Genomic DNA, 20699 nt, shown 5'->3' with positions numbered 1-20699 from the left:
GAGACATCGCTTTCTTTCGTTTGTGTAAAGAAAAAGATGAAGATGGCGATAGACAATAAAAAAAGAAAAATTTCACCTTTTGATGGCTCGAACGTTGGGAGGTCTGTTAGAGACAAAAATGACCACTTCCTTCTTAATTTAGATTAGAATTTCAGGTTCGATATCAAAATGTTCAGAGACAATCCAGCGGAACTGTGTAAATACTTTTTCCAAATCAGGCAGTGCAGGTACGTGTTTAGGAACTCCAAAAATAGGACCAGTAATATTGAAGCTAAATCTCCCTGGACCTAAAAAGATCCCCGAAACATTTGTCTGATCACTAATTAATAGGATGGCTAAAAGGATATCTCCAATGTCCAATATTAAGCTCAATGTTTTATTTCCTGATATTCCTTCTAAACGTCCTATTCCGGTTAGCGGCCCACCAACCGAAAGGGCAAATCCTTTTGGTTCAACTATAAGTCTAACAACTGTCACTTGACCTGTTAATAATAAAAATGCAGTAATAATATCAATATTCCGTTGGATAGATATAATTGTTTGCAAACGTTTTTCTAAGTCACATGTATTATTCAAAGATTTTCACTACCTATTCAATCATCATGTGCAACGATCATGACAAGACCAGAAATCTTTGCAGCTAAGACATATCTTTTGTATGGTATGAAGAAAATTGAAGGATGCTACTAAATTAACAAAAAAAGCCCATCAAACTTGATGAGCTTTTTTGAAATGCCATTTATAACTAATTACTTCGGAGAGTTTTCAATCATAAAATCAGATGTTGAAATAGGTATAATTTTGCCGCCAATTTGCACATGAATCGTATCGTTGAAAATGGCTTTCACAATTCCCTTTAAGGAGATGGTTGAATTAACAGAGATTTTTTTTGATTCAGATTGGTTTGCCACAATATCAACGCCTTTCAAAATGTTAGAAACTAAGAACAATAAATCTATTAAAGATACATTAATTATTCGGAATAATATAATGAATTCCTGCTAAAACAAGGGATTATTTATTAAAAATCGGTCATGTTATGATCCAACTATTTTGTAAAGGGGTGTTTATACAATAATAGCAGTTTAACATGAACCGCAGTTCAAGTATCGCATGGATAGAATGGACTGTCAATGAAAACGTGAACTATGGTTCAAATTTTAAAAAAAGTGGTATGATATAACTGAGGTGATAAAATGCCAGACCGAGATGACCTATTGATTGGTGAATTCCCTTCTCTCCCAAAACAGGAGAGGGCACAGCAAAAAAGGAATGCACTACTTGAAAGTGGATTAGAACTATTTATTTCAAATGGGTACGAGCAAACTACCGCTAAGGAAATTGCAGCCCATGCCGGGGTGGCGACTGGAACCTTTTATCGGTATTTCTCCGATAAACGCCAGCTTTTAATGTCGTTATTAGAAGATAAAATAGACAAGCTTCTCCCACCTGAACCAAGTTGGATGTCAGGGAATCCGGAATCATTGTTAGCATCATTATTAGAAGCACATAACAAACGACTTAGTGAATTTGGTCTGCAGCGTGTCCTGCCTGAATTGCTATTGAAAGACCCAGGTCTGGCTGAATTTTTGGGTGATGCACGAAGGAAAATTTATTCAAGAATTCTGTTTGGTTTAAAGCAAGCGGAGGAAAATGGATTAACATGGAACGATTTGGATTTAGAAGCTGTCGCTTGGGCAATATTAGTTTTAGTGGAGAATAGTCACGGAAACGATAACTTGAGTGGGAAAAGAACAGATTATCTAGAAATTTCAAAAGTTATTTGCCGGATGGTATTTCCCCCAGACGTATTAGAGAAATTGCGGGTTTCAGATGTAAAAGATAATCCAAAATTCAAAAGTTGAAAGTGGTGTCGATATGATCAATGTAAAGGTCAAGGATTTTATGGTTAAGGATGTTATTTCAGCTAGTCCTAGTTCTTCCATTAAAGAGGTAACGACCTTACTTGTTGAGAATAAAATTGGCGGTGTACCCATTATTGACGAAGAGGGCGTCTTGCACGGATTTGTGACAGATGGAGATATTTTGCGGGCAATCAGTCCGGTTGATCGACGTTTTCATGATTATTTCTCCTTAATTACGTATGTAGCTGAAGAAAAAATAGAAATTCGTCTTAGTGAACTAGCTGAACGTGAGATCATTCGGATCGCAAAGACCCACGGAATCGTAACCATCCACCCTGAAGATGACATGAAAAAGGTCGTCTCCCTATTGTCCAAGCATCACTTTAAAAAATTACCTGTTGTAGATGATTCCAATCATGTGGTGGGTGTTATTAGCAGGGGAGATGTTATTCGCAGCATTCAAGAAACGCTGATAAACGATTGGCAATAATTTTTGTCATTTTAACAACCCTTCACCGAAGAAGTGAAGGGCTTTTCTTTAGGAAAATACTATTTTCCTATTGCTTTGATATGCAAGATAAAAAAACTATTGGACTGGCTTTTCAATCAGCAGTTCTGATGCAGGGAGCGTGATAATTTTACCGCCAATCTGAACATGAACGGTATCGTTGAAAATGGCTTTGACAATTCCTTTTAATGAAATTGTTGAATTAACAGAGATTTTTTTCACATCAGCTTTGTTTGCCAAATTTACCAACACCCTTCAAAATAGTTATGAAAATATTATATATGAAGATAAGGAAATAAAGCTAGAATAAATAATCAGAAAAGTTAAAAAAATTTAATTTTTAACTTTTCTTTTATACATATGTGGAAAAGATGTAGAAGGTGTGTTTTTTACCTGCAATCTGCGAAATTGCAACTTTAGTCTGTAATAGGGATGTGAATACGAAGATCTCCGGACGACTGCCATGTTGCAGAAGATCTGCAACTATTACCTGCAGAGTGTGATATAATATTTTCAAAAAAGGAGGCGGAGCAATGTCGAATGGAATCGGGAAGGAAGAGGAGCTAATTGATGATACCTGCTGCTCACTTGATGCCAGTGATCGTAAGAGTCATCATTCCGATAAAGTGAAAAATAATCTTGTTACAAGATTAAACCGTATTGAGGGTCAAATTCGCGGCATTAAAGGCCTAATTGAAAAAGATACATATTGTGATGATGTCATAAATCAGATATCGGCCACTCAATCCGCCTTAAATAGTGTTGCCAAAATCCTGCTTGAAGGTCATCTGAAGAGCTGTGTGGTTGAAAGAATACAGGAAGGTGATATGGAAGTCCTGGATGAGGTTTTGGTAACGATCCAAAAATTAATGAAAAAATAATATTTTCGACGAAGAACGTGCCTTTGGTACGTTCTTTTTTTATTTTCGTAGGAAATTTGGTCTATTATCGTCGAATGATTTATTTTGAAATATTCTGACAAATGCATTATTATTATCTAAAATTCAAAGTATTTTCCCAAATGCAAGAAATGGCTAAGGAAGATAGAAGGAGGACAATAGATTTAACGCAAATTCCACTATCGTCACTTTTTACTATAATTCTACGATTTACGTTCTTTTTACCTATTACTACGTGAAAAACGGCCGCTATCCTTTTTACTTAAATGCAAAATATCTTGAAGAAATGAAAACTATTTTAGGAATTTTCCCAACTAATAAGGAATAGTTATTTAGTACTATTAGCTAGGATTAATATGAAGGAGGAAAATATGAACCGAAGAGATTTTGTTAAGTATGCAGGGGGCGGTATTGCTACTTTATTTGTTGGAAGCATGATGCCTTCATGGATTTCAGGCAATAAGCTATTTGCGATAGAACAAGTTCAAGAACTTAACTTTACGATTACCGATGGGATAAAGGACATGGCAACGCATAATTCAATTAACAAGGCTCAGTGCTACTTCTGGTTTTACAAGGAGAAAAATTTCCCGGCAGAGGTACCTGGCCCCCATATTTTTACCACTGTGGGAAATACAGTGAAGGTTACAGTAACAAATGGTCTGGATGAACCTCATGCATTTTACATACCGGGACTAGTCGATACTGGTCCGATCAGGCCTGGAGACACAATCACAAAACAATTTGTTCTTACTGAAGCTGGAACTTATTTATATTATGACAACCTTAATGCCCCTGTGAACCGAATGATGGGACTCCATGGTGCACTAGTTGTCATGCCCAATGAGGCAAAAGCAGGGCATCGAGTTACCCCTTATTCCAATCCAACACAAGCTGTGCAACAGATCTTTGATGACTTTGGCTCTACTGCACACTTCCCGGGTTTGGCCTGGGAGCAAGGCGACCCATCAACCAATACTCAGGCCTTTCGGCAGTATATTTGGATTCTTCACGAGGCAAGTTCAAGACTGTTTGCGGAAGTAGGAAACTATCCGCCTGGAACCGATTATCCAGCATCACAATTTGTGAAGGCCTTTGAGACTGATAAATTTCGATCAGATGGAAAGAACAGGAAACCTGAATTCTATACAATAAGTGGACAGTCAGGATGGTTTTCTGCTCATAACCCTTATATTACTCCAAATCATCGGGTAGGAGAACCGTGCATTATCCGAATTTTGAACGCCGGTTTGTCGATGCATTCTTTGCATATTCACGCAAACCATGTCTACGTCATCGGGATTAACGGCGAGGTCCAAAAAAACCCTTATTGGATTGACACTTATACATCTCACCCACTCGAAATCGTCGAATGGGCTGTTCCTTATATCAGACCACCTGACGTTCCGAATAAGCGTGGAATCGGGCTTCCGGATGAGCCGTTAATGTCAATCGCGAATCCTTCAATTCCTGGGTCGCGGCCACATCCGGTTTGGCCGCCTCTTGAGGAGTTAGGAACTTATTTGCCTGAAAGAGGAACAAAAGCAGGGGATATTGATATCTCTGTTAGAATGTCTCCAATCTGTTACCCAATGCATGACCACTCTGAGCCAAGCCAATCCTCCCAGGGCGGTAACTACGGACTCGGCATGATGAGCGGGATCCATTTTATAGGGGATCGTAACACAAATGGAGGTGTAACAACATTTCCAGAAGCTACTGCTTATCATGGCCCTGAAAAAACCGGACTGGCAGCCGGACCAGACGGTTCCCATACAGACCATTAAAAAATCAAATATTAATTTGCTTAAAAAGGAGAAATCATATGTCATTTTCAAAACCTGGGTACCATATTCCACGCAGGTCAGTAACAGGCCATGAAGCCGACTGGGTGAAGTCGTTTGATCCACCCAAAGCCAGTCCACCTACCCCGGATCTACTTGAACCGACAAATCCGGTTCCAGCATTTGTAGCTAAAAATGTGCCAGGAGCGACAATGCTTACTCCAAATACGCAAAGAGTCGACTTAATGCATGGAACAGAACTGAAGGCGTGGGATGGCAAGAAAATGGAATTCTTTATCCTGGGAAATCCTGATGTACCCATGTCGGCAAACGGTACGTTTCCAGGTCCAACCATTCGTGTTCCTCGTGGGGTCATCTTTCATGGTGAAGTACAAGGACATGGACAGCCTCCCCACACCATCCATTGGCACGGCATTGAGCCTACTGCCATGAATGATGGGGTCGGCCATACCTCCATGGAAATAGGAAACTATACGTATCAGTGGCAGCCAAACCATATTGGCAGTTATTTTTACCATTGTCATAGGAATACGATCCAGCATTTTGAATTCGGTCTATATGGATTCTTAATTATCGAACCACCAGATGCATATGATCCGAAGGATGGCAAAAATGTAGGAGGGTATCCAAGACGTACTGCAGCAAACCTTGTGAATTATCCAGAGTTTCCAGGATTTGTGGGCGGTACCCTTGAGAGTGGCGACCCACATGCAATGACAGTTCCATATGATGTGGAGGCACTCTGGGTCATCGACGATATTGATTCTGTCTGGCGGATACAAGCGGAAAATGCACACCAAACCTTTCCTGAACACGGAGATATTCCTGGAGTCAACGATGATTTTCATAGTAATGACAAAGGCAGTTATGATTTCTTTGCCTTTCAGGATTACAATCCTGACTACTTTGTTGTAACAGGTGAATACTTCCCGGGGCGGGTTGGAGGAACAGCATCGATTCGTCCAAGTGTGACAATCCCAGCTGAATTAAACAGCGGCGTAAAGGGAATGCAGGTTTCTGTGAATGCCAAGGTGAATCAGACCATCCTTGTCCGAATGCTTTGTGGAGCGTATGTCAAAATCAGAGTTGTTTTTCCTGTAGATGTTGTTTGTATTGCCTATGATGGCCGTTCCCTTGGAGTACCGCCGTTTGGTAAGTATAACTATCCATATACCATTAAGGCCGGGACCCCGATTGAGATGAGTACAGCCCAGCGCTGTGATGTATTGATTAGAACGACGAAACCAATAAATTCCTATGCACAGGTGGAGTACAGACATCACCTCAGCGATGCATTTCTATTTAATGGCAGAATCCCGTTTGTGGTGAAATAGGAAAATTAATAGATTCTTTAGGTTACATGATGGAAACAGGAGGGAAGTTATATGTTTAGTAATATTGGAGTTCCAGGCTTGATCCTGATAGTAGTCCTAGCTTTAATCGTGTTCGGACCTAGTAAACTTCCTGAGTTAGGGCGTGCTGTGGGTACAACCCTGAAAGAATTTAAAAAATCTACCAGAGAGACATTATCCGATTTTGATTTTGAGCAGGAAAAAAGAACCAAGGATAAACTTCCTCCTCTCTAAAGCTATTATAATTGACATTTTTTTAAGACAATAGTACTAAAGTCGTTGCCAAGTGACTAAATTCATTTGGCAACGTTTCTAATTTTGAAGTAGAGGCACATCATTCATTAAAGAGTGTATTGGAGGGTGGAAGGTCTTTGAATAGACTCATAGTAATATTCATAGCTGCATTTTTATTTATGCCAACGGTCACAAAGGCTCATACACAACTTTCGGCATCTAATCCACAAGACGGACAAGTTATTACAAATGATATCCAAGAGATTTCGCTTACCTTTGCAGGAACGATTGAAAAATTAAGTACGATGGGCTTACTTGTGAATAGTATAGAGGTTCCGTTTAACAAGATTCAAATACAAGATGCAAAGATGGTTGGGTCCTTAGAGGAGCCATTAAAAAATGGAACATACAGGCTTCAGTGGAAAATAGCTGGTCATGATGGTCATCCGGTAACTGGGGAAATACAATTTCAAGTGAAAAAGGACCAGGTGGGTCAGGAGACGAATACATCGACATCTAATCAAAATCAAGGAACAAGTAGTGAAGAGACGCAAAATCAACCGATTACAAATCAAACTCAAGTCACTTCCGGTGCTGAGAAACAAACTACAACGAACACCACTGAACAGCCAACAAACAAGGAATCGGCAGAAAAAATCACCAAGGCAGATTCCGAGAAACAATCTTCAAACAATGTCATCATGTCTATTTTTATTGGATTACTAGTAATTTTGGCCAGTGGATTTCTCCTCCTAATAAGAAAGAAGTGATGTGTCAATGAGTTATCTAATTCCAATTACTGAATTTGGTCATTATATGCTTATTTCCATTTTGGTCGGGTATGTGGTTCTACAATTTATTCCTGAATCAAAAAAACCTAAGATATATATCAGTAAGCCATTGTTACTACTTTGTCCGCTTGGGATCATCCTCTTTACCTTTGCACCACTTTTAGAATTGATTCTTTATTTTAATGGAAGCGTTGGTTTTCGGTCTGCTGCATTTTCTGTCTTGAGTGATTCTGAAATTGGCAGGGCATGGATTTTTATTTGCAGTTTAGCGATCCTCCTCTGGATCACCATATATGTAGATGGATCTAGGTTTTTTCAAGCACAATGGCTCCTGTTGATGATTTTTGCAATTGGAAATGCCAGTCATGGAGCCTCCATTAATTTCTGGCCAGGTGTTCTATCTCATTCTATCCATTTTCTATTCGTCACGGTTTGGGTAGGGGTGTTACTACATATCGGTTGGTTTTCGACTAACAGTGATAATTGGTCCAGCTTTTTGAGGTGGTTTACACCGCTTGCGATAGGGTGCTTTTTAATAATTAGTTTGAGTGGATTTATGCTGATGTTCGTTGTCATTGATCAACAACAATATTTAAACAGCTGGCTTGTCCCTTACGGGAGAATGTTACTTATTAAGCATATAAGCATCATTCCTGTTCTGGCATTTGCTTTCCTTAATGGTGTTCTTTCCCGTAAAACAGCAAAGAATCCAGGTTTTGACCCACTTCCATGGATAAAAGCCGAGAGTTTAATTTTAATGCTCGTCTTCTTTTTCACTGGAATATTGGGGACGTTGCCTCCCCCTCATGAAGTCGATGTCACACAGACAATTGCAGCCATGAATCCATCATGGCTAGAGTGGCTAGTGGCAAAAAATACGTTTATTTCTGGTCAAGTAGAACTTGCACCAACCAGTTCTTCAGCACTGCTTATATTTATCTCAGTCCTATTTTTATTCTTAATTCTAATAAGTTATAAAATGACGAATCATGCCTTTGCTATAGTTTTTGGTACATGTTTTATCATCACTATTTATTTAGGATTGATGTTTTCTGTAAAATTGGATTCCGATAATAATGAACCGTTTCCGTATCAGGGGGTTATAGAAACCCTGCATAAGAGCGATCTAAATTATCAGGCGAAAGGAGAATAATTTGAGAAAGAAATCTCCTTTATTTCTATTTAGTAGTTTCCTATTCTTATTGGCAGTTACATCCATATCTGTTTTTTCGGTTGTAAAATCATCAAAACCGCCACATAGTGTGGTAAATGAAAAACGTGCAGCTGCTGTAGTTAATAAGTTGGCATCCAAGGGAATCGTATCAGATGCTCAAATTCAAATTCCGATTCCTATTCATACTTCTAATAAACAAACACCCACCAACAATAGTATCCATGGACACAGCAAACCTAAAGGAACAGCACCGAGGACAGCTCTAGATAAGAGTAATATAAATCTAGCAAGTGAAACAATTGATTTAAACAATCAGTGCAGTAAAAATGCCCCCGTCCGTAAATTTACGATCACTGCAATTAATGTGGACATGGTATACAACAAATTTGGTGATCATCAGCCAGATTCTAAGATTTATGCTCTAAAAGAAGACGTTTCGAAAATTAAAAAAGCTGTTAAAGAGAATCCCGGGAAACCAGTTAAAGAAGTCCAACCACTTACTATTCGTGCCAACAAAGGGGACTGCGTCGAGGTTACCTTCTCTAATCAGTTAACAGAAAAAACTTCGATCCATATTGATGGGGTTGGTTATGATGTTCAAACATCGGACGGAACGGAAGTGGGATTTAATCGTAATTCTACTGCTGCTCCCAATACTGAAATAATCTACCGTTGGAATACGGAAGAGGAAGGGACTTTCTTCTTTTACAATGGTGCGGATTTGACCTTCTATACTGACCCAACTGGTGGGAAGGGAACAATGGGAGATGGATTGTTCGGTGCACTAATCGTGGAACCGATTGGAGCGAAGTGGACTGATCCACAAACAGGGGAAGAACTAGCGAGTGGTTTATATGCCAATATCGAGTTACCTGATCAACCAGATTTTCGTGAGTTTGCTCTTTTCTTTCACGATGGAGTAAATGCTGTGGCTGGAAATCAGTCTTCAGAAGTGCCTCCTAAAAATGAAAACGAAGGGGAAGAGCAAGAAGATCCTCATGAAGCTGTTGAGGACCCTAATGAGGCATTGGAGAAGGAGTTATATGCAGTTAATTATCGGGCAGAACCACTCGATGAACGGATGGAAAATTCTCTGACAGAAGATGGAAAAGACCCGACTATGTTTTATTCCTCATGGGTATATGGCGATCCGGCTACCCCCATAACTCCAGCATATGTGGGAGATCCAGTGAAGTTTCGAGTAATCGGGGCAAACCAGGAAGAAAACCATGTCTTTCATCTTCATGGGCACCGCTGGAAAAGCGATTCAAAGAAAACGAATACTGTTGATTCTGAAACTCTTAATATCGGAAGTTCACAAACTGCCGAACTGACAAACGATGCGGGGTATATTCAAAATGGTAAAGGAGCACCTGGCGATTACTTATGGCATTGCCATCTGTTTCCACATTATTTACAAGGAATGTGGGGACTTCTGAGAGTTTTCGATAAGTTACAACCTGAATTACTGCCATTAAAGGACCGAGAAACACCATCCCAACCGTCAGTTGAAAACCCAGGGTTTCCGAATTACATTCCTGGGGAGCAGGGGAAACGTGCTCCGAAACCACCAGATCCTGAGCTTCGTCCTGCAACCGAAAAAGAAAAGGAGGCTTTGGGAGCACTGGTACCGGGAGCACCAAATTTTGACCGCTGTCCAAAAACGGCACCAGTTCGTAAATATAATGTTGTCGGAATCCAAACCGATATTGTTTACAATAACGAGGGTGATCATGACAAAGAAGGACGAATGTTTGTGCTGGCAGAGGATGAAGCAAAAATTTTAAATGGTACTTTAAGACCTCGTCCTTTGGTGATTCGGGCCAATGAAGGTGATTGTGTAGAAGTTACATTGGAAAACCATTTGATTAATGCCACTGAACCAAATGCGCTGTCGATGCACATTCATTATGTGGGCTTTGATCCTTTGGGTTCTGATGGTACAGCGGTTGGGTGGAATTATAATCAAAGCACGGAGCCTGGTGAAAAAATTCGCTATCGCTGGTATGCAGATGAAGAGGGGAACATCTTTTTCCATGACCATATGTCAGCAGGAGAAAAAGGTTTTCATGGTACCTTTGGTGCGCTGATTGTTGAACCAAAAGGCTCGAAATGGATCCATCCAAAAACAGGATTGGAAATGAAATCGGGCACAGAAGCAATGATTGTCATTCCTGGAAAAGCGGACTTCCGTGAGCAAGTACTCGTTTACCATGATTTCGCAAGAATGTGGGATAAAAACGGGAATCTGCTGCCACTTGAATCGGATCCAGCTAATACACATAAAGCACATGGATATGCAGCAGTCAATTACTCGAATGCTCCATTTTTTAGAAGAAATAGCGCCGACCCTGCTTACGTCTTTAGTTCATGGGTCCACGGAGATCCACAAACGCCGATAATTGAAAGTTATCCAAACGACCCGATTAAAATCCGCTTAATACAGGGCGCCCATGAAACACAGCATAACTTTAATTTACACGGCTTAAATTGGAAAAAAGAATCAGGACAGCAAGACTCTGAATTAACTTCTACACAAACAATTGGAATGTCCGAACAGTTCACGATGGATATTCAGCCAAATCCAGTTGGGATTAGGCAACGGGATTATCTTTGGTCTTCGCAGACGATTGAAGATTTGTGGAGTGGTTTGTGGGGATTTGTCAGGGTCTGGGGTGAACAAAATACCAACCTTAAAAAGCTGCCTGATAGAGTTGAAGTAAAGCAAAAGATTGACACGAATCGATTGAAGAAAATGAAAAAAGAAGGTACAAAGCCGCCTAAAGCCATTGCGAAGGGCAATATCTGTCCAGATACTGCAAAAATCAAATCATTCGACGTGACAGCATTTATGAAGGATATTGTCTACAATAAGGCAGGTGATCATGATCCGTATGGACTAATGTTCGCCTTAACCAAGGATGTTACCGCCATCAAAAAAGGTACAAAACCAACTGAACCTTTGGTGATCCGTGCTAATGAAGGTGAATGTATCCAGATTCGGTTAAGAAATAACTTACCATTTAACCCGCCAGAAAATAAGAATGATCCTGACTTGTTAATGGCTAAGCAAGTAGACTGGAAAAACTCTAACCGTGTAAGCTTGCATCCGCAAATGGTCCAATATGATGTTCAAGGGTCTGATGGAGCGACCATTGGCTTTAATTACGACCAAACCATTGGTCCTGGTGAAACAATCATATATGAATGGTATGCAGATAAAGAACATGGTGGCACGATTCTGTATGATTATGGAGATATCCGCAGTCATCGCTTGCATGGAGGATACGGTGCACTAATCATTGAGCCGAAGGACGCTTTCTACCGAAACCCTAAAACAGGTGAATCAATTATGTCAGGAGCCCTTGCGGATATTATCGTACCAGGGAAACCGGATTTTAGAGAGCAGGCGTTAATGTTCTCAGATGGACTTTATACGATTGGAAAAGATGGCAGCCCGCCAACCCCGGGGCAAGTGGATCCAATTACTGGTGAGCTGTTAGATTTAGAGGACCATGGTGAAAAAGGAATTAACTATAGTTCGGAACCGTTTAAATATCGACTTGCTGAAAATTCAGATAAATCATTAATTTTTAGTTCAGTGGTCCATGGTGATCCATCCACGCCAATACCAGAAGCGTATATGGGGGATCCTATTAGACTACGAGTCATGCAAACTGCAGACCGTTCAAGGGGAAGTGTCTTCACCCTCCACAGTAATAAGTGGCGCTATCAATGGACCGATCCGAATTCAAAAGTGGTCGGAAGCCAAGGGTCGCTAACACCAGGGGATTCCCTTGATATTATTCCGATTCAAAAGGAAGGTTTTTTCAATCCAGCAGGAGATTATCTATACCGAGAAATGAAGCTAAGAAGATACCTAGAAGGGGGGTTATGGGGCATCCTCCGAGTCCATGACCAGCCGAAGAATCAACTCCTTTCATTACCGGATCGTCTTCCGAAGGCACCAATCAATGTTAGGAAGGGAACCAAAGCTAACTCCATTATTTGGGATGTATTGGAAAGTAAAAATCTTGTCGGATTCAATATTTACCGAAAGTTAATTCCGGAAAATACCTTCAAGAAAGTAAATAAAGAGATGAATAGGAGTGGTTCATTTACTGAAGAGGAAGTTCTTCCTTTTTCCACCTACGTTTATTCGGTTCGTTCCGTCGATAAATTTGGCAATGAATCTCTTAATAGTAAGGAAATTATTGTGGATGTTAGTGGAGGAAAAAACACAACAGGGCAAAAGGAAGAAATAGTTCAAGCGGGGCCATCAGGAAGTAAAGTATTAAAAGGGTTTCAGGAGAACGTTGAGATAAAGACGGAAGAAGTTCAAAGAATAGAAGGCAGCTTTCAGATCTCCAAAATAGAATTAGATAAACTTGGAAGGGAACTCTCAGGCTTTATCAAACCAGTTGAAGAACGGGATAAAGCATTTTAGTGGGATTCCTTAGTATTCATCATTTTTACTAATTTTTATGGAAAAGGTGGGCTGCATTAAATGGAATCACGAAAAATTACACATGCAAAACGGAATCTGGCTAGGAGGAGAAAATCTGCGATTAAGCGTTTATTTCTCGTTACACTAACAGTCCTACTTATGCTAAGCGGAGGAATTATTTTCACAAGTGCTGAATATGGGATGCCCATAAAAGATATTCCCAAATTAAAGCAAGTAGGACCTATCGGAGAATATGGATTTCCTGCTTGGTATAGAGATTCACAAGGTAATCGAAGTGAGCTTTGTTTAGATTTCGAAAACCCGCTGTGTGCGCTTCCGATTGAAGAAATTCCTAATCCTGCCGAACCTTTTTCAATTGAGAAAGGTAATTTTCCAGAAGAGGCTTTTTATCAGCTAGCAGGTGCAGAAATCGACCTTCCTGGCGGAGGAAGAGCGGTAGCAACTTTTGCTCTGGAAGCAGCTTGGGCAAATGAAATAGTTCAAGAGGGAGATCAAATCGTATTTGGAAGGGTTCGGTTCCGAATTGATGGTCTGGTAACCGGAGGAAAATATACTATTACCCATCCATATGGTATAGATACTTTTACAGCGGTGGCGGCCGATGAAAGAGATCCTTCAGAAGGCGGAGAAATAAGATTCGTAGAAGACATTGGTGTTCAAGATCCCTTTGATGGGCCAATGAAGAGCCGTATTGGAACATTTTTGCGATGGGACCCAAAAGTAGCTCCTGCAGCACCTGAAGGATATGTTGGCGACCCGGACGTAAACCATAAGATAATTGGTGGTGTAAATGGCCAAAACTATTTTAAAATTCAAGGACCGGGTCTTGGTGCTAATTGTGGAAATGATTGTAGTATTGAAACAGATGAATTCAGTTTAAGTGGGAAAATTGCTCAGAATTCCGGGGTGGATGTTGCACGAGCGACATATAGCCGAAATGTAGATACAGATGGAAACACTATAGCTGGTGGTACTATTGATGTTTTTGCTTTTACGGAAGAAGATAAGGATTATACACTTCAAGTGACCGGGGCAGGGGATAAGCCGATACCAATGAAAGGGAAACAGGGTAAATATTATGCTCGGGTTTCATTTACAAGTGACACACCGCCGGTTTTAACTATAACAAATACGACAGATAATCCTGACAGTGTGAAAACTGTTACGCCTGTTGATATGATCGTAGAACCAAAAGCCATTTATCGTTCTGATCAAAAACCGCAACAAATAATTATTACAGCATCCTCAAGTGATATTGTAAATAAACCAGAACTGAAGATTCCAGAGTTAGGTAATCAAGCTCTTACTGATGGAAGGTTGGTTATAGAAAGTCCATCTTTTATTCCACCATACATTACGATAAATTCAGCAAAAAATGGGACTGTAACAATACCTGTAGAAGTTGTCGGTGCACCTGCGAATCCTCCAGTTGCGGATGCAGGATCGGACCAGACTGTTAAAGCCGGGGACCTTGTTACGCTTAATGGTAGTAAATCTGTTGGGGACTTTGATACAAATCTAATTAAATGGGAATTTGTTTCGTCTTCAAGTGGAATTACTAACGTAGATTTAAAAGATGCTAACACGTTAGCACCTTCGTTCACAGCAGAGCAAGGAATGGGAACCCTTAAGTTTAAACTAATACTTACAGGACCTAATGGTGATGTCAATGAGAGCACTGTTAAAGTAACGGTTGAGGATGAGGTAGTTGCTCCAGAAGCAATGATTGTTGGACCTAACGAAGTCCCACAGGGCAAGGAGGTAATACTCGATGCCAGTGGATCGAAAAATGCCGTAGAATATATCTGGGAGCAGACTGCTGGTCCAAAAGCAACACTTAATACGGCAGACCCAATAAAGCTGAAGTTTACTTATCCAAAGGAAAACAAACCAGTAACGATTCAATTGACAGTTAAGGGCGTTGATGGAACACTTGCAACAAAAGAAGTGACAATCAATACTAAGTCAGAAGCGATTGCAATTACAGGAGCTGAATATCGTTCAGGGGAATGGAGAATTGATGGTACCTCTGACGTAAAAGGACCAGGTGTAACGGTAACTATTTATCTTGGAGATCCTTCCGGCAACAAAATTATCGCCAAAGCTACAGTTGATACACTCGGTGCGTGGAGATACCGAGGTACCGGTGCAGTCACAACCGTTCCTAGAACAGGAAATGTAACCGCAACATCACCTACAAGTATCGATGTACCAAGTCTCGCATACAGATTTAGGTAAATCCTGATTTGAAAGCTGGAAAGCAACTTTTATTAGTTGCTTTTCGGCTTTTTTCTGTGGAAATAATATTTTAAGAGAACGTCCAATTCAACTAAGAATATACTATCCATAAGGGAGGAGCGGGGTTTATGTTTTTCTTTGTGATATTTCTTATTGGGTTGGTCTTACCATTTATATTAATGAAAATAGACGGTAGCTGGATCATCTGGATTCCGGCAATTATCTTCTTCATAGCAACCATGCTTACGGCTGTAAAGGCATTTATTTTTCCAGGTGGGGGAATGGCTGACTTAGCTGAGCGAATCAATGTGATGATGTTTGGCGCAGCTGCGATTGGTTCCATTATTGGTGGGGGAATCGTCCAATTTATACAGAGGAAAAAATAATTAATTAAATTTGAATTTCCTTCAAACCGTTTGGGACTTATCCTCGTTAACTTTAACGAAAGCCCAATAAGAATGAAGGAGTTGCATGTGAATGAAAAAACAATTAAAGGTCTTACTTGGATTGGTAATGATGTCGATGTTTTTGTTTGGTGCAGTTGCATTCGCAGCTACAGATTTTACACAGGTGGGATTTTCTAAGGTGGTCGCAGAAAGGGAAATTGAAGCAGGGGAAGCAGTTAAGATTAGTCATAGTGGAATTAAAATTCAAATACCTGAAGGGGCCTTCACAAACGACGTCACGTTTCAAGTACTAGAAGGGGATAATCAAACATTCCAAAAGGTTGCTCCTGCAGGCGAAACGGTAATTATGAATTTTGCGTTTAGAGTAATAGATTCAGAGACAAATGAAATTATTGGATTATTTAAGAAACCTCTCACGTTCAGCTTTAAAGATAAGGATGTAAACCAGGGAAGTACCTATTACAATTACAAAATTGATGGAACGATTGCAAACAACAATGCAGCTTCAGTAATTGACGGAAGAACGTTAACCCATCCGGTTCCAGGAGCACCTGTAGGCTGGTTTATTACATCACCTACTAAAAGTATTAAAAAATAAGTAAGAAGCAATTTATACTTAATGAAAAAAGCCCATGAATCTCAGTTATGAGAATCATGGGCTTTCAGCATTTATGTTCCTAACACTTTTTTACCTCGTGGCTGGGTTCCGTTGGCGTCCGGTTCGAGTGAGATCCCAATCGCATCAAAAGAAATTTCTTCTTTCAACTGGTAGGTAAGGGAGCCATTACCCTCTTCATCTACATGGAAAGTTCCTGCACTTTTTCGGCTTCCATCATTGATGAGCCACACCTGATATGCCTCAGACCCTTTGGTATCATCAAGACCATTAACTTGGAAAACGAGCTGTTTTTTATCACCTTGTCTGTAAAGCAAAGCCTGCCCATTGGCGGAATCAACTCCAGGATTTGCTGTTTTTAACGTGTAAACCTCGATGACCTCGGGTGGAATATTTACTTGTTCCTTTAATTCTGTTACTTGGTCTCTAAGATTTATATTATTCCAAATGACTCCCCCAAAGCTAAAGAGGAATGCAGCGGCGGCCAATCCATAAAGAGAATGTTGTACCTTTTTGATCTTTCTGGTTGGACTAACCTTTTCAATAGTAGGATAGATAGATGCATCAGCTGAGAAAATGGCATTCATTACTTCATCCTTTAAATCAGCGGGTACCTCGACATCTTCAAATTCATAAGGGAGCATGGACCACGCCTCCTGCATTTCTTGGATGTCTTTCGTGCAAGACTGACAATGAACAAGGTGCCTTTCTATCTTCATCCTATCAACTTCAGATACTTCACCAATCAAATAAGAGACCAATTCATTGGAAAATGAACAGCTGCTATTTTGCCTCATATTTTCATTCCCCCATCTCCATGACAATGTGTTTCCGCAAGACTTTGAGTGTTTGATGCAGCCGGCTTTTGATGGTGCCAATTGGTTCCTTTTTCATTTCAGCGATTTCACTGAGGGTGTATCCTTCCCAATATAACCATTGGATCAGTTCGATTTGATTTTTTGATAGATATTGGTAGGCTTTTTGTATTTGTTCTCGCACATGCTTACGTGATAAAATCTCTGCTGGATTGTTGGCGTGAGAACCTGGAATTTGTTCTAATTGGTCCTGGTCGATTGAAACGAGTGAAGCATCCTTTTTTTCTTTGCGGTGGTGGTCAATCGTGATATTACGAGTGATGGTAAGGAGCCAATTGACGAATTGTCCTTTTTCAGGGTTATAACCGGTCTCTGTTGTCCATACGCGGGTAAAAACGGCCTGAACAATCACTTTAGCTTTGTCTTGATCCTTCGTTGATTTGATAACAAAGGAGTACACCAGCTTAATGTAACGGTCATATAATTCTTCCAAAGCAGGACGGTGCTTTGCTTTAATTAAAAGCATTAAATCGGCATCGCTCAAGTTTTGCATAAAAAAGGCAGACCCCCTAATCATTTCCGGATCCCTTTATATAAATAAACGAATCTACAAGAAAATCGGTTTGTATAAGTATATAGTAATTTTGAAAGATTATGGTGACAAGCTTCATTTTCATAAAAAATTGGCTATTTTCCCTTCGTTTTAGATCTATTTACACTTAGATTGGTGTAAAATTACACCCTATCAGCGAATTTTTATGTTCTATCAGTGAATTAATGGGAGTAATCGGCGAATTTACCCGCTCAATCGGCGAATTTTTGAGTTTAATTAGCGAATCTCAGAAAACAACTTTTTAGAAAAAAAATTGACCTCAAATTGAGGTCTAGTAATTTTTATTGCGAAATCGAATTCGATTTTGTGATGGTCGTTGTTTCCGGTACGCGCAGTAAGATCGTGCCTCCGATGATAAAGAGAAGAATTAAGCTGAACACTCCACTGTTCGTATTCCCAGTAATTTGTGCAGTGAATCCAACCAGGAATGGTCCTAATATTGCTGCAAATTTATAAAAGATACTATAAAAACCAAAGAATTCATTGGCATTTTCCTTTGGAACGAGTTTAGCAAAGTAGGAACGGCTAAGGGCCTGAATACCTCCTTGTGAAGATGCAACAAGCATCGCTAAGATCCAAAAATCTAATGTCGTCTTTAAGAAATAGGCATACGTACAAATGACGATATAAACCAAGATTCCAACGAGTAACATTGTTTTACCTTTGAATTTATCGGCAAGTTTCCCGTATAAAATCGCAAACGGTGCAGCAACCACTTGTGTCGCAAACAGGATAATTAGTAGGTTATCAGATTTGATTCCCAAATCGTAACCGTAGGCTGTGGACATGGTAATAATCGTATTTACGCCATCAATATAAAAGAAATAAGCAATTAAGAACAAAAATAGCGGACGGTATAACTTAATTTTTTTGAAAGTATCAAACAGTTGTTTAAAACCATTAGAAACTGGGTTTGGCACAGGCTCCTTATAATAAACCTGTTTTACATTTTTTAGCATCGGAATAGTGAATAAGCCCCACCATAAGGCGGTAATCGCAAATGCCGCTTGACTTGCAACGGTCACAGAGAGGGGGATGATATTATTCTGAGATAATATAATAAGAGCAATACTAATAAAGAAAGGGATTGTGCTGCCAATGTAACCCATCGCATATCCGCGAGAAGAGATTTTATTCATCCGGTCTTCGGTTGTTACATCTACAAGAAAGGCATCATAGAAAATATTTGTACCTCCAAAACCAATAACGGTAAGCATATAGCAAAATAATAAAAATAGCCATTGGTTACTTGGGACCACTGCAAGCAGCAAGGTAAAGACAATTCCTAATGCAAAGAAAAAGGTGAATAAGCGTTTCTTTAACCCTTTGAAATCGGCAATACTTCCCAATATCGGAGCACAAAGCGATATTAGCAGGGTGGCAAACGAATTAGCATAGCCCAAATATGCGGTGGAATTGGAACCTGCAAGTCCAGCACCCTCCGCAGATGCTTTAAAATATAACGGGAAGATTGCAGTGGTAATTAGAATAGAATAAGCAGAGTTTGCCCAATCATATAAAACCCAGCTCTTTTCTTGCTTTGACATCCGGCTCATAGATTTTCCCCCTTTTAAATTTTCAACATTTCTTCGATAACCCTTCCATCTGTCTGGCCTAAATCAAATCCAAGAAGACGGGCAAATGTGGGGCCTTCATCAATGAGACGGATCGAAGGCAGAGTGACTGCTTGAATTCCTTTTCCACCTGCCATAAAAATGGTTCCATAATCTTTTTTTTCAGGTGAATAGCCATGACATGCTAAGGTGTACTTATGATTCCTACTGACATCCTCCTTCGTAATGGTTTTGATAAATTCCCCCTCGAAGTCTTCTAAAAAGAAATATCCTCTTTGTGCTTCAAGCATAAACGCACAAGATCCATCTGCTCCTTTTTCTGAAGCTTGTGCACCGGTTAAAGAGGATTCAATACCATTTTCTGGATTATGAAGCAAGGAATCTACTAATCGTTTTACCTCACTTAATGTTGCAGTATCGTGAATGTCTTTAATGTAAATATATGCTGAGCCGTCACAACTTTTACAATACGCCTTCCAATAAATTATTTTCCCTTTCCCGTTCGAGGTGATCAAACCTTTTTCATGGAATAAAACATTAAGGTTTATCGCTTTATTTTCATCTAAGGCACTATGGTCACCTAATGCCACCACCGTAGAATTCTCATAAATGCCACTTTCTTTTAAGGCACTGATAATCCTGCCAAGCCTGTAATTGTGACGTTCAATCGCCGCGAGTGCCTCATTGGATGAGAACCCATGATAATGACGCTGGGTATCTAAATCGGTAAAGTGAACCATTAATAGATTTGGTTTCTTTGTTTTAATCGTGTCGACAGTTGACTCTAGGACAAAGTCATCCAATTCTGGTTGGTTTAGGCCTTTACGGATATGCCCGTATTTTCGATTAAGTTCCCATTGAAAACGGGGACTGCCGCTCATCAGCGAAACAAGAATTTGGTTATGCCAAGGGCGGTTCGCAAAAATTTCTGGCATATTGTAGTCAATATTTGCTTTCGCCGTAACGGGCCATAATAAGGCGGCCGTCGTCAGATTGGCTTTTTTCGCTTCGTCATATAACGTGGTACCATGGACACAATCCCGGAACCAATTCCAATCGGGAGAAAGTCTCCCCGGTTGTAAACGGGTATTATTAATGACCCCATGCCGATTCGGATAATTACCTGTCACAATTGTTGCATGACAAGGATAGGTGACCGATGGGTAAATAGATTTGACATTTTTAACCAAGGCACCATTTTTTAAGATGGTTTGAAAGTGTGGGAGTTCTTGTATTAGTGGGAAATCCAAAGCTGAAAGGCAATCAAATGAAATGATAATTAAATGGTCTGTTAATTGATTCATAAATTTGAAGAACCTCCGAAAAAATCTGCCTGTTAC

The 20699-nt window shown here is 40.0% G+C and carries 19 protein-coding genes; 12 read left to right on the top strand and 7 right to left on the bottom strand.

The window, feature by feature from the left end; all coding sequences use genetic code 11:
* Positions 1-138 precede the first annotated feature (138 nt).
* Entirely contained in the window at positions 139-576 is a 438-nt protein-coding gene (locus FS608_RS10990; RefSeq protein ID WP_144549841.1) for a hypothetical protein, read from the bottom strand.
* Between the two features lie 173 nt (positions 577-749).
* Positions 750-911, bottom strand: coding sequence for a hypothetical protein (locus tag FS608_RS30195; RefSeq protein ID WP_186328684.1), 162 nt, complete (start codon positions 909-911; stop codon positions 750-752).
* 285 nt (positions 912-1196) lie between these two features.
* On the opposite strand from FS608_RS30195, the gene FS608_RS10985 reads away from it, so the two are divergent.
* Both FS608_RS10985 and FS608_RS10980 read left to right on the top strand, forming a co-directional pair.
* Positions 1197-1865 carry a TetR/AcrR family transcriptional regulator gene (locus FS608_RS10985; RefSeq protein ID WP_144549839.1) on the top strand — a complete coding sequence of 223 codons (669 nt, stop codon included), beginning with the start codon at positions 1197-1199 and terminating at the stop codon, positions 1863-1865.
* A gap of 13 nt (positions 1866-1878) precedes the next feature.
* On the top strand, positions 1879-2355 hold the full coding sequence (locus FS608_RS10980; RefSeq protein ID WP_144549837.1) for a CBS domain-containing protein: 477 nt from the start codon (positions 1879-1881) through the stop codon (positions 2353-2355).
* Positions 2356-2451: 96 nt separating this feature from the next.
* Here FS608_RS10980 and FS608_RS30190 read toward each other — a convergent pair whose 3' ends face one another.
* Positions 2452-2613 (bottom strand): hypothetical protein, encoded by a 162-nt coding sequence (locus tag FS608_RS30190; protein ID WP_180230179.1) that lies wholly within the window; start codon positions 2611-2613, stop codon positions 2452-2454.
* A gap of 293 nt (positions 2614-2906) precedes the next feature.
* On the opposite strand from FS608_RS30190, the gene FS608_RS10975 reads away from it, so the two are divergent.
* The 10 genes from FS608_RS10975 (at position 2907) to FS608_RS10930 (ending at position 16339) form a co-directional block, all read left to right on the top strand.
* The gene (locus FS608_RS10975; protein WP_144549835.1) at positions 2907-3254 is read left to right on the top strand and encodes a metal-sensitive transcriptional regulator; all 348 of its coding nucleotides are present in this window, start codon (positions 2907-2909) and stop codon (positions 3252-3254) included.
* 389 nt (positions 3255-3643) lie between these two features.
* Positions 3644-5059: a multicopper oxidase domain-containing protein gene (locus FS608_RS10970; RefSeq protein ID WP_186328683.1), complete on the top strand. Its 1416-nt coding sequence runs from the start codon at positions 3644-3646 to the stop codon at positions 5057-5059.
* Between the two features lie 38 nt (positions 5060-5097).
* A complete protein-coding gene (locus FS608_RS10965; RefSeq protein ID WP_144549833.1) occupies positions 5098-6411 on the top strand; it encodes a multicopper oxidase domain-containing protein in 1314 nt (437 codons plus the stop codon).
* 51 nt (positions 6412-6462) lie between these two features.
* Positions 6463-6663 (top strand): twin-arginine translocase TatA/TatE family subunit, encoded by a 201-nt coding sequence (locus FS608_RS10960; protein WP_144549832.1) that lies wholly within the window; start codon positions 6463-6465, stop codon positions 6661-6663.
* 137 nt (positions 6664-6800) lie between these two features.
* Complete coding sequence (locus FS608_RS10955) at positions 6801-7433, top strand: copper resistance CopC family protein (protein WP_144549831.1); 633 nt, start codon at positions 6801-6803, stop codon at positions 7431-7433.
* Between the two features lie 7 nt (positions 7434-7440).
* Entirely contained in the window at positions 7441-8607 is a 1167-nt protein-coding gene (locus tag FS608_RS10950; protein ID WP_144549830.1) for a copper resistance D family protein, read from the top strand.
* Between the two features lies 1 nt (position 8608).
* Positions 8609-13075 (top strand): multicopper oxidase domain-containing protein, encoded by a 4467-nt coding sequence (locus tag FS608_RS10945; protein ID WP_144549829.1) that lies wholly within the window; start codon positions 8609-8611, stop codon positions 13073-13075.
* Positions 13076-13135: 60 nt separating this feature from the next.
* The gene (locus FS608_RS10940; RefSeq protein WP_144549828.1) at positions 13136-15334 is read left to right on the top strand and encodes a PKD domain-containing protein; all 2199 of its coding nucleotides are present in this window, start codon (positions 13136-13138) and stop codon (positions 15332-15334) included.
* 128 nt (positions 15335-15462) lie between these two features.
* Positions 15463-15720 (top strand): hypothetical protein, encoded by a 258-nt coding sequence (locus tag FS608_RS10935; RefSeq protein WP_144549827.1) that lies wholly within the window; start codon positions 15463-15465, stop codon positions 15718-15720.
* 91 nt (positions 15721-15811) lie between these two features.
* A complete protein-coding gene (locus tag FS608_RS10930; protein WP_144549826.1) occupies positions 15812-16339 on the top strand; it encodes a hypothetical protein in 528 nt (175 codons plus the stop codon).
* Between the two features lie 71 nt (positions 16340-16410).
* Here the strand turns inward: FS608_RS10930 and FS608_RS10925 are convergent, their stop codons facing one another.
* The 4 genes from FS608_RS10925 to FS608_RS10910 form a co-directional block, all read right to left on the bottom strand.
* Positions 16411-17154: an anti-sigma factor gene (locus FS608_RS10925; protein ID WP_144549825.1), complete on the bottom strand. Its 744-nt coding sequence runs from the start codon at positions 17152-17154 to the stop codon at positions 16411-16413.
* Positions 17155-17158: 4 nt separating this feature from the next.
* The gene (locus tag FS608_RS10920; protein ID WP_144549824.1) at positions 17159-17725 is read right to left on the bottom strand and encodes an RNA polymerase sigma factor; all 567 of its coding nucleotides are present in this window, start codon (positions 17723-17725) and stop codon (positions 17159-17161) included.
* Positions 17726-18066: 341 nt separating this feature from the next.
* On the bottom strand, positions 18067-19341 hold the full coding sequence (locus tag FS608_RS10915) for an MFS transporter (RefSeq protein ID WP_144549823.1): 1275 nt from the start codon (positions 19339-19341) through the stop codon (positions 18067-18069).
* Between the two features lie 14 nt (positions 19342-19355).
* Positions 19356-20663: an alkaline phosphatase family protein gene (locus tag FS608_RS10910; protein WP_144549822.1), complete on the bottom strand. Its 1308-nt coding sequence runs from the start codon at positions 20661-20663 to the stop codon at positions 19356-19358.
* Positions 20664-20699 lie beyond the last annotated feature (36 nt).

The organism is Bacillus sp. X1(2014), from assembly GCF_007678255.1.
This window is presented reverse-complemented; position numbering and strand designations above follow the sequence as displayed.

Excerpts from the sequence above, each read along its gene's own strand:
- FS608_RS10985 (WP_144549839.1), top strand. The coding sequence starts at position 1,197 with ATGCCAGACCGAGATGACCTATTGATTGGTGAATTCCCTTCTCTCCCA.
- FS608_RS10980 (WP_144549837.1), top strand. The coding sequence starts at position 1,879 with ATGATCAATGTAAAGGTCAAGGATTTTATGGTTAAGGATGTTATTTCA.
- FS608_RS10975 (WP_144549835.1), top strand. The coding sequence starts at position 2,907 with ATGTCGAATGGAATCGGGAAGGAAGAGGAGCTAATTGATGATACCTGC.
- FS608_RS10970 (WP_186328683.1), top strand. The coding sequence starts at position 3,644 with ATGAACCGAAGAGATTTTGTTAAGTATGCAGGGGGCGGTATTGCTACT.
- FS608_RS10965 (WP_144549833.1), top strand. The coding sequence starts at position 5,098 with ATGTCATTTTCAAAACCTGGGTACCATATTCCACGCAGGTCAGTAACA.
- FS608_RS10960 (WP_144549832.1), top strand. The coding sequence starts at position 6,463 with ATGTTTAGTAATATTGGAGTTCCAGGCTTGATCCTGATAGTAGTCCTA.
- FS608_RS10950 (WP_144549830.1), top strand. The coding sequence starts at position 7,441 with ATGAGTTATCTAATTCCAATTACTGAATTTGGTCATTATATGCTTATT.
- FS608_RS10940 (WP_144549828.1), top strand. The coding sequence starts at position 13,136 with ATGGAATCACGAAAAATTACACATGCAAAACGGAATCTGGCTAGGAGG.
- FS608_RS10935 (WP_144549827.1), top strand. The coding sequence starts at position 15,463 with ATGTTTTTCTTTGTGATATTTCTTATTGGGTTGGTCTTACCATTTATA.
- FS608_RS10930 (WP_144549826.1), top strand. The coding sequence starts at position 15,812 with ATGAAAAAACAATTAAAGGTCTTACTTGGATTGGTAATGATGTCGATG.
- FS608_RS10925 (WP_144549825.1), bottom strand. The coding sequence starts at position 17,154 with ATGAGGCAAAATAGCAGCTGTTCATTTTCCAATGAATTGGTCTCTTAT.
- FS608_RS10920 (WP_144549824.1), bottom strand. The coding sequence starts at position 17,725 with ATGCAAAACTTGAGCGATGCCGATTTAATGCTTTTAATTAAAGCAAAG.
- FS608_RS10915 (WP_144549823.1), bottom strand. The coding sequence starts at position 19,341 with ATGAGCCGGATGTCAAAGCAAGAAAAGAGCTGGGTTTTATATGATTGG.
- FS608_RS10910 (WP_144549822.1), bottom strand. The coding sequence starts at position 20,663 with ATGAATCAATTAACAGACCATTTAATTATCATTTCATTTGATTGCCTT.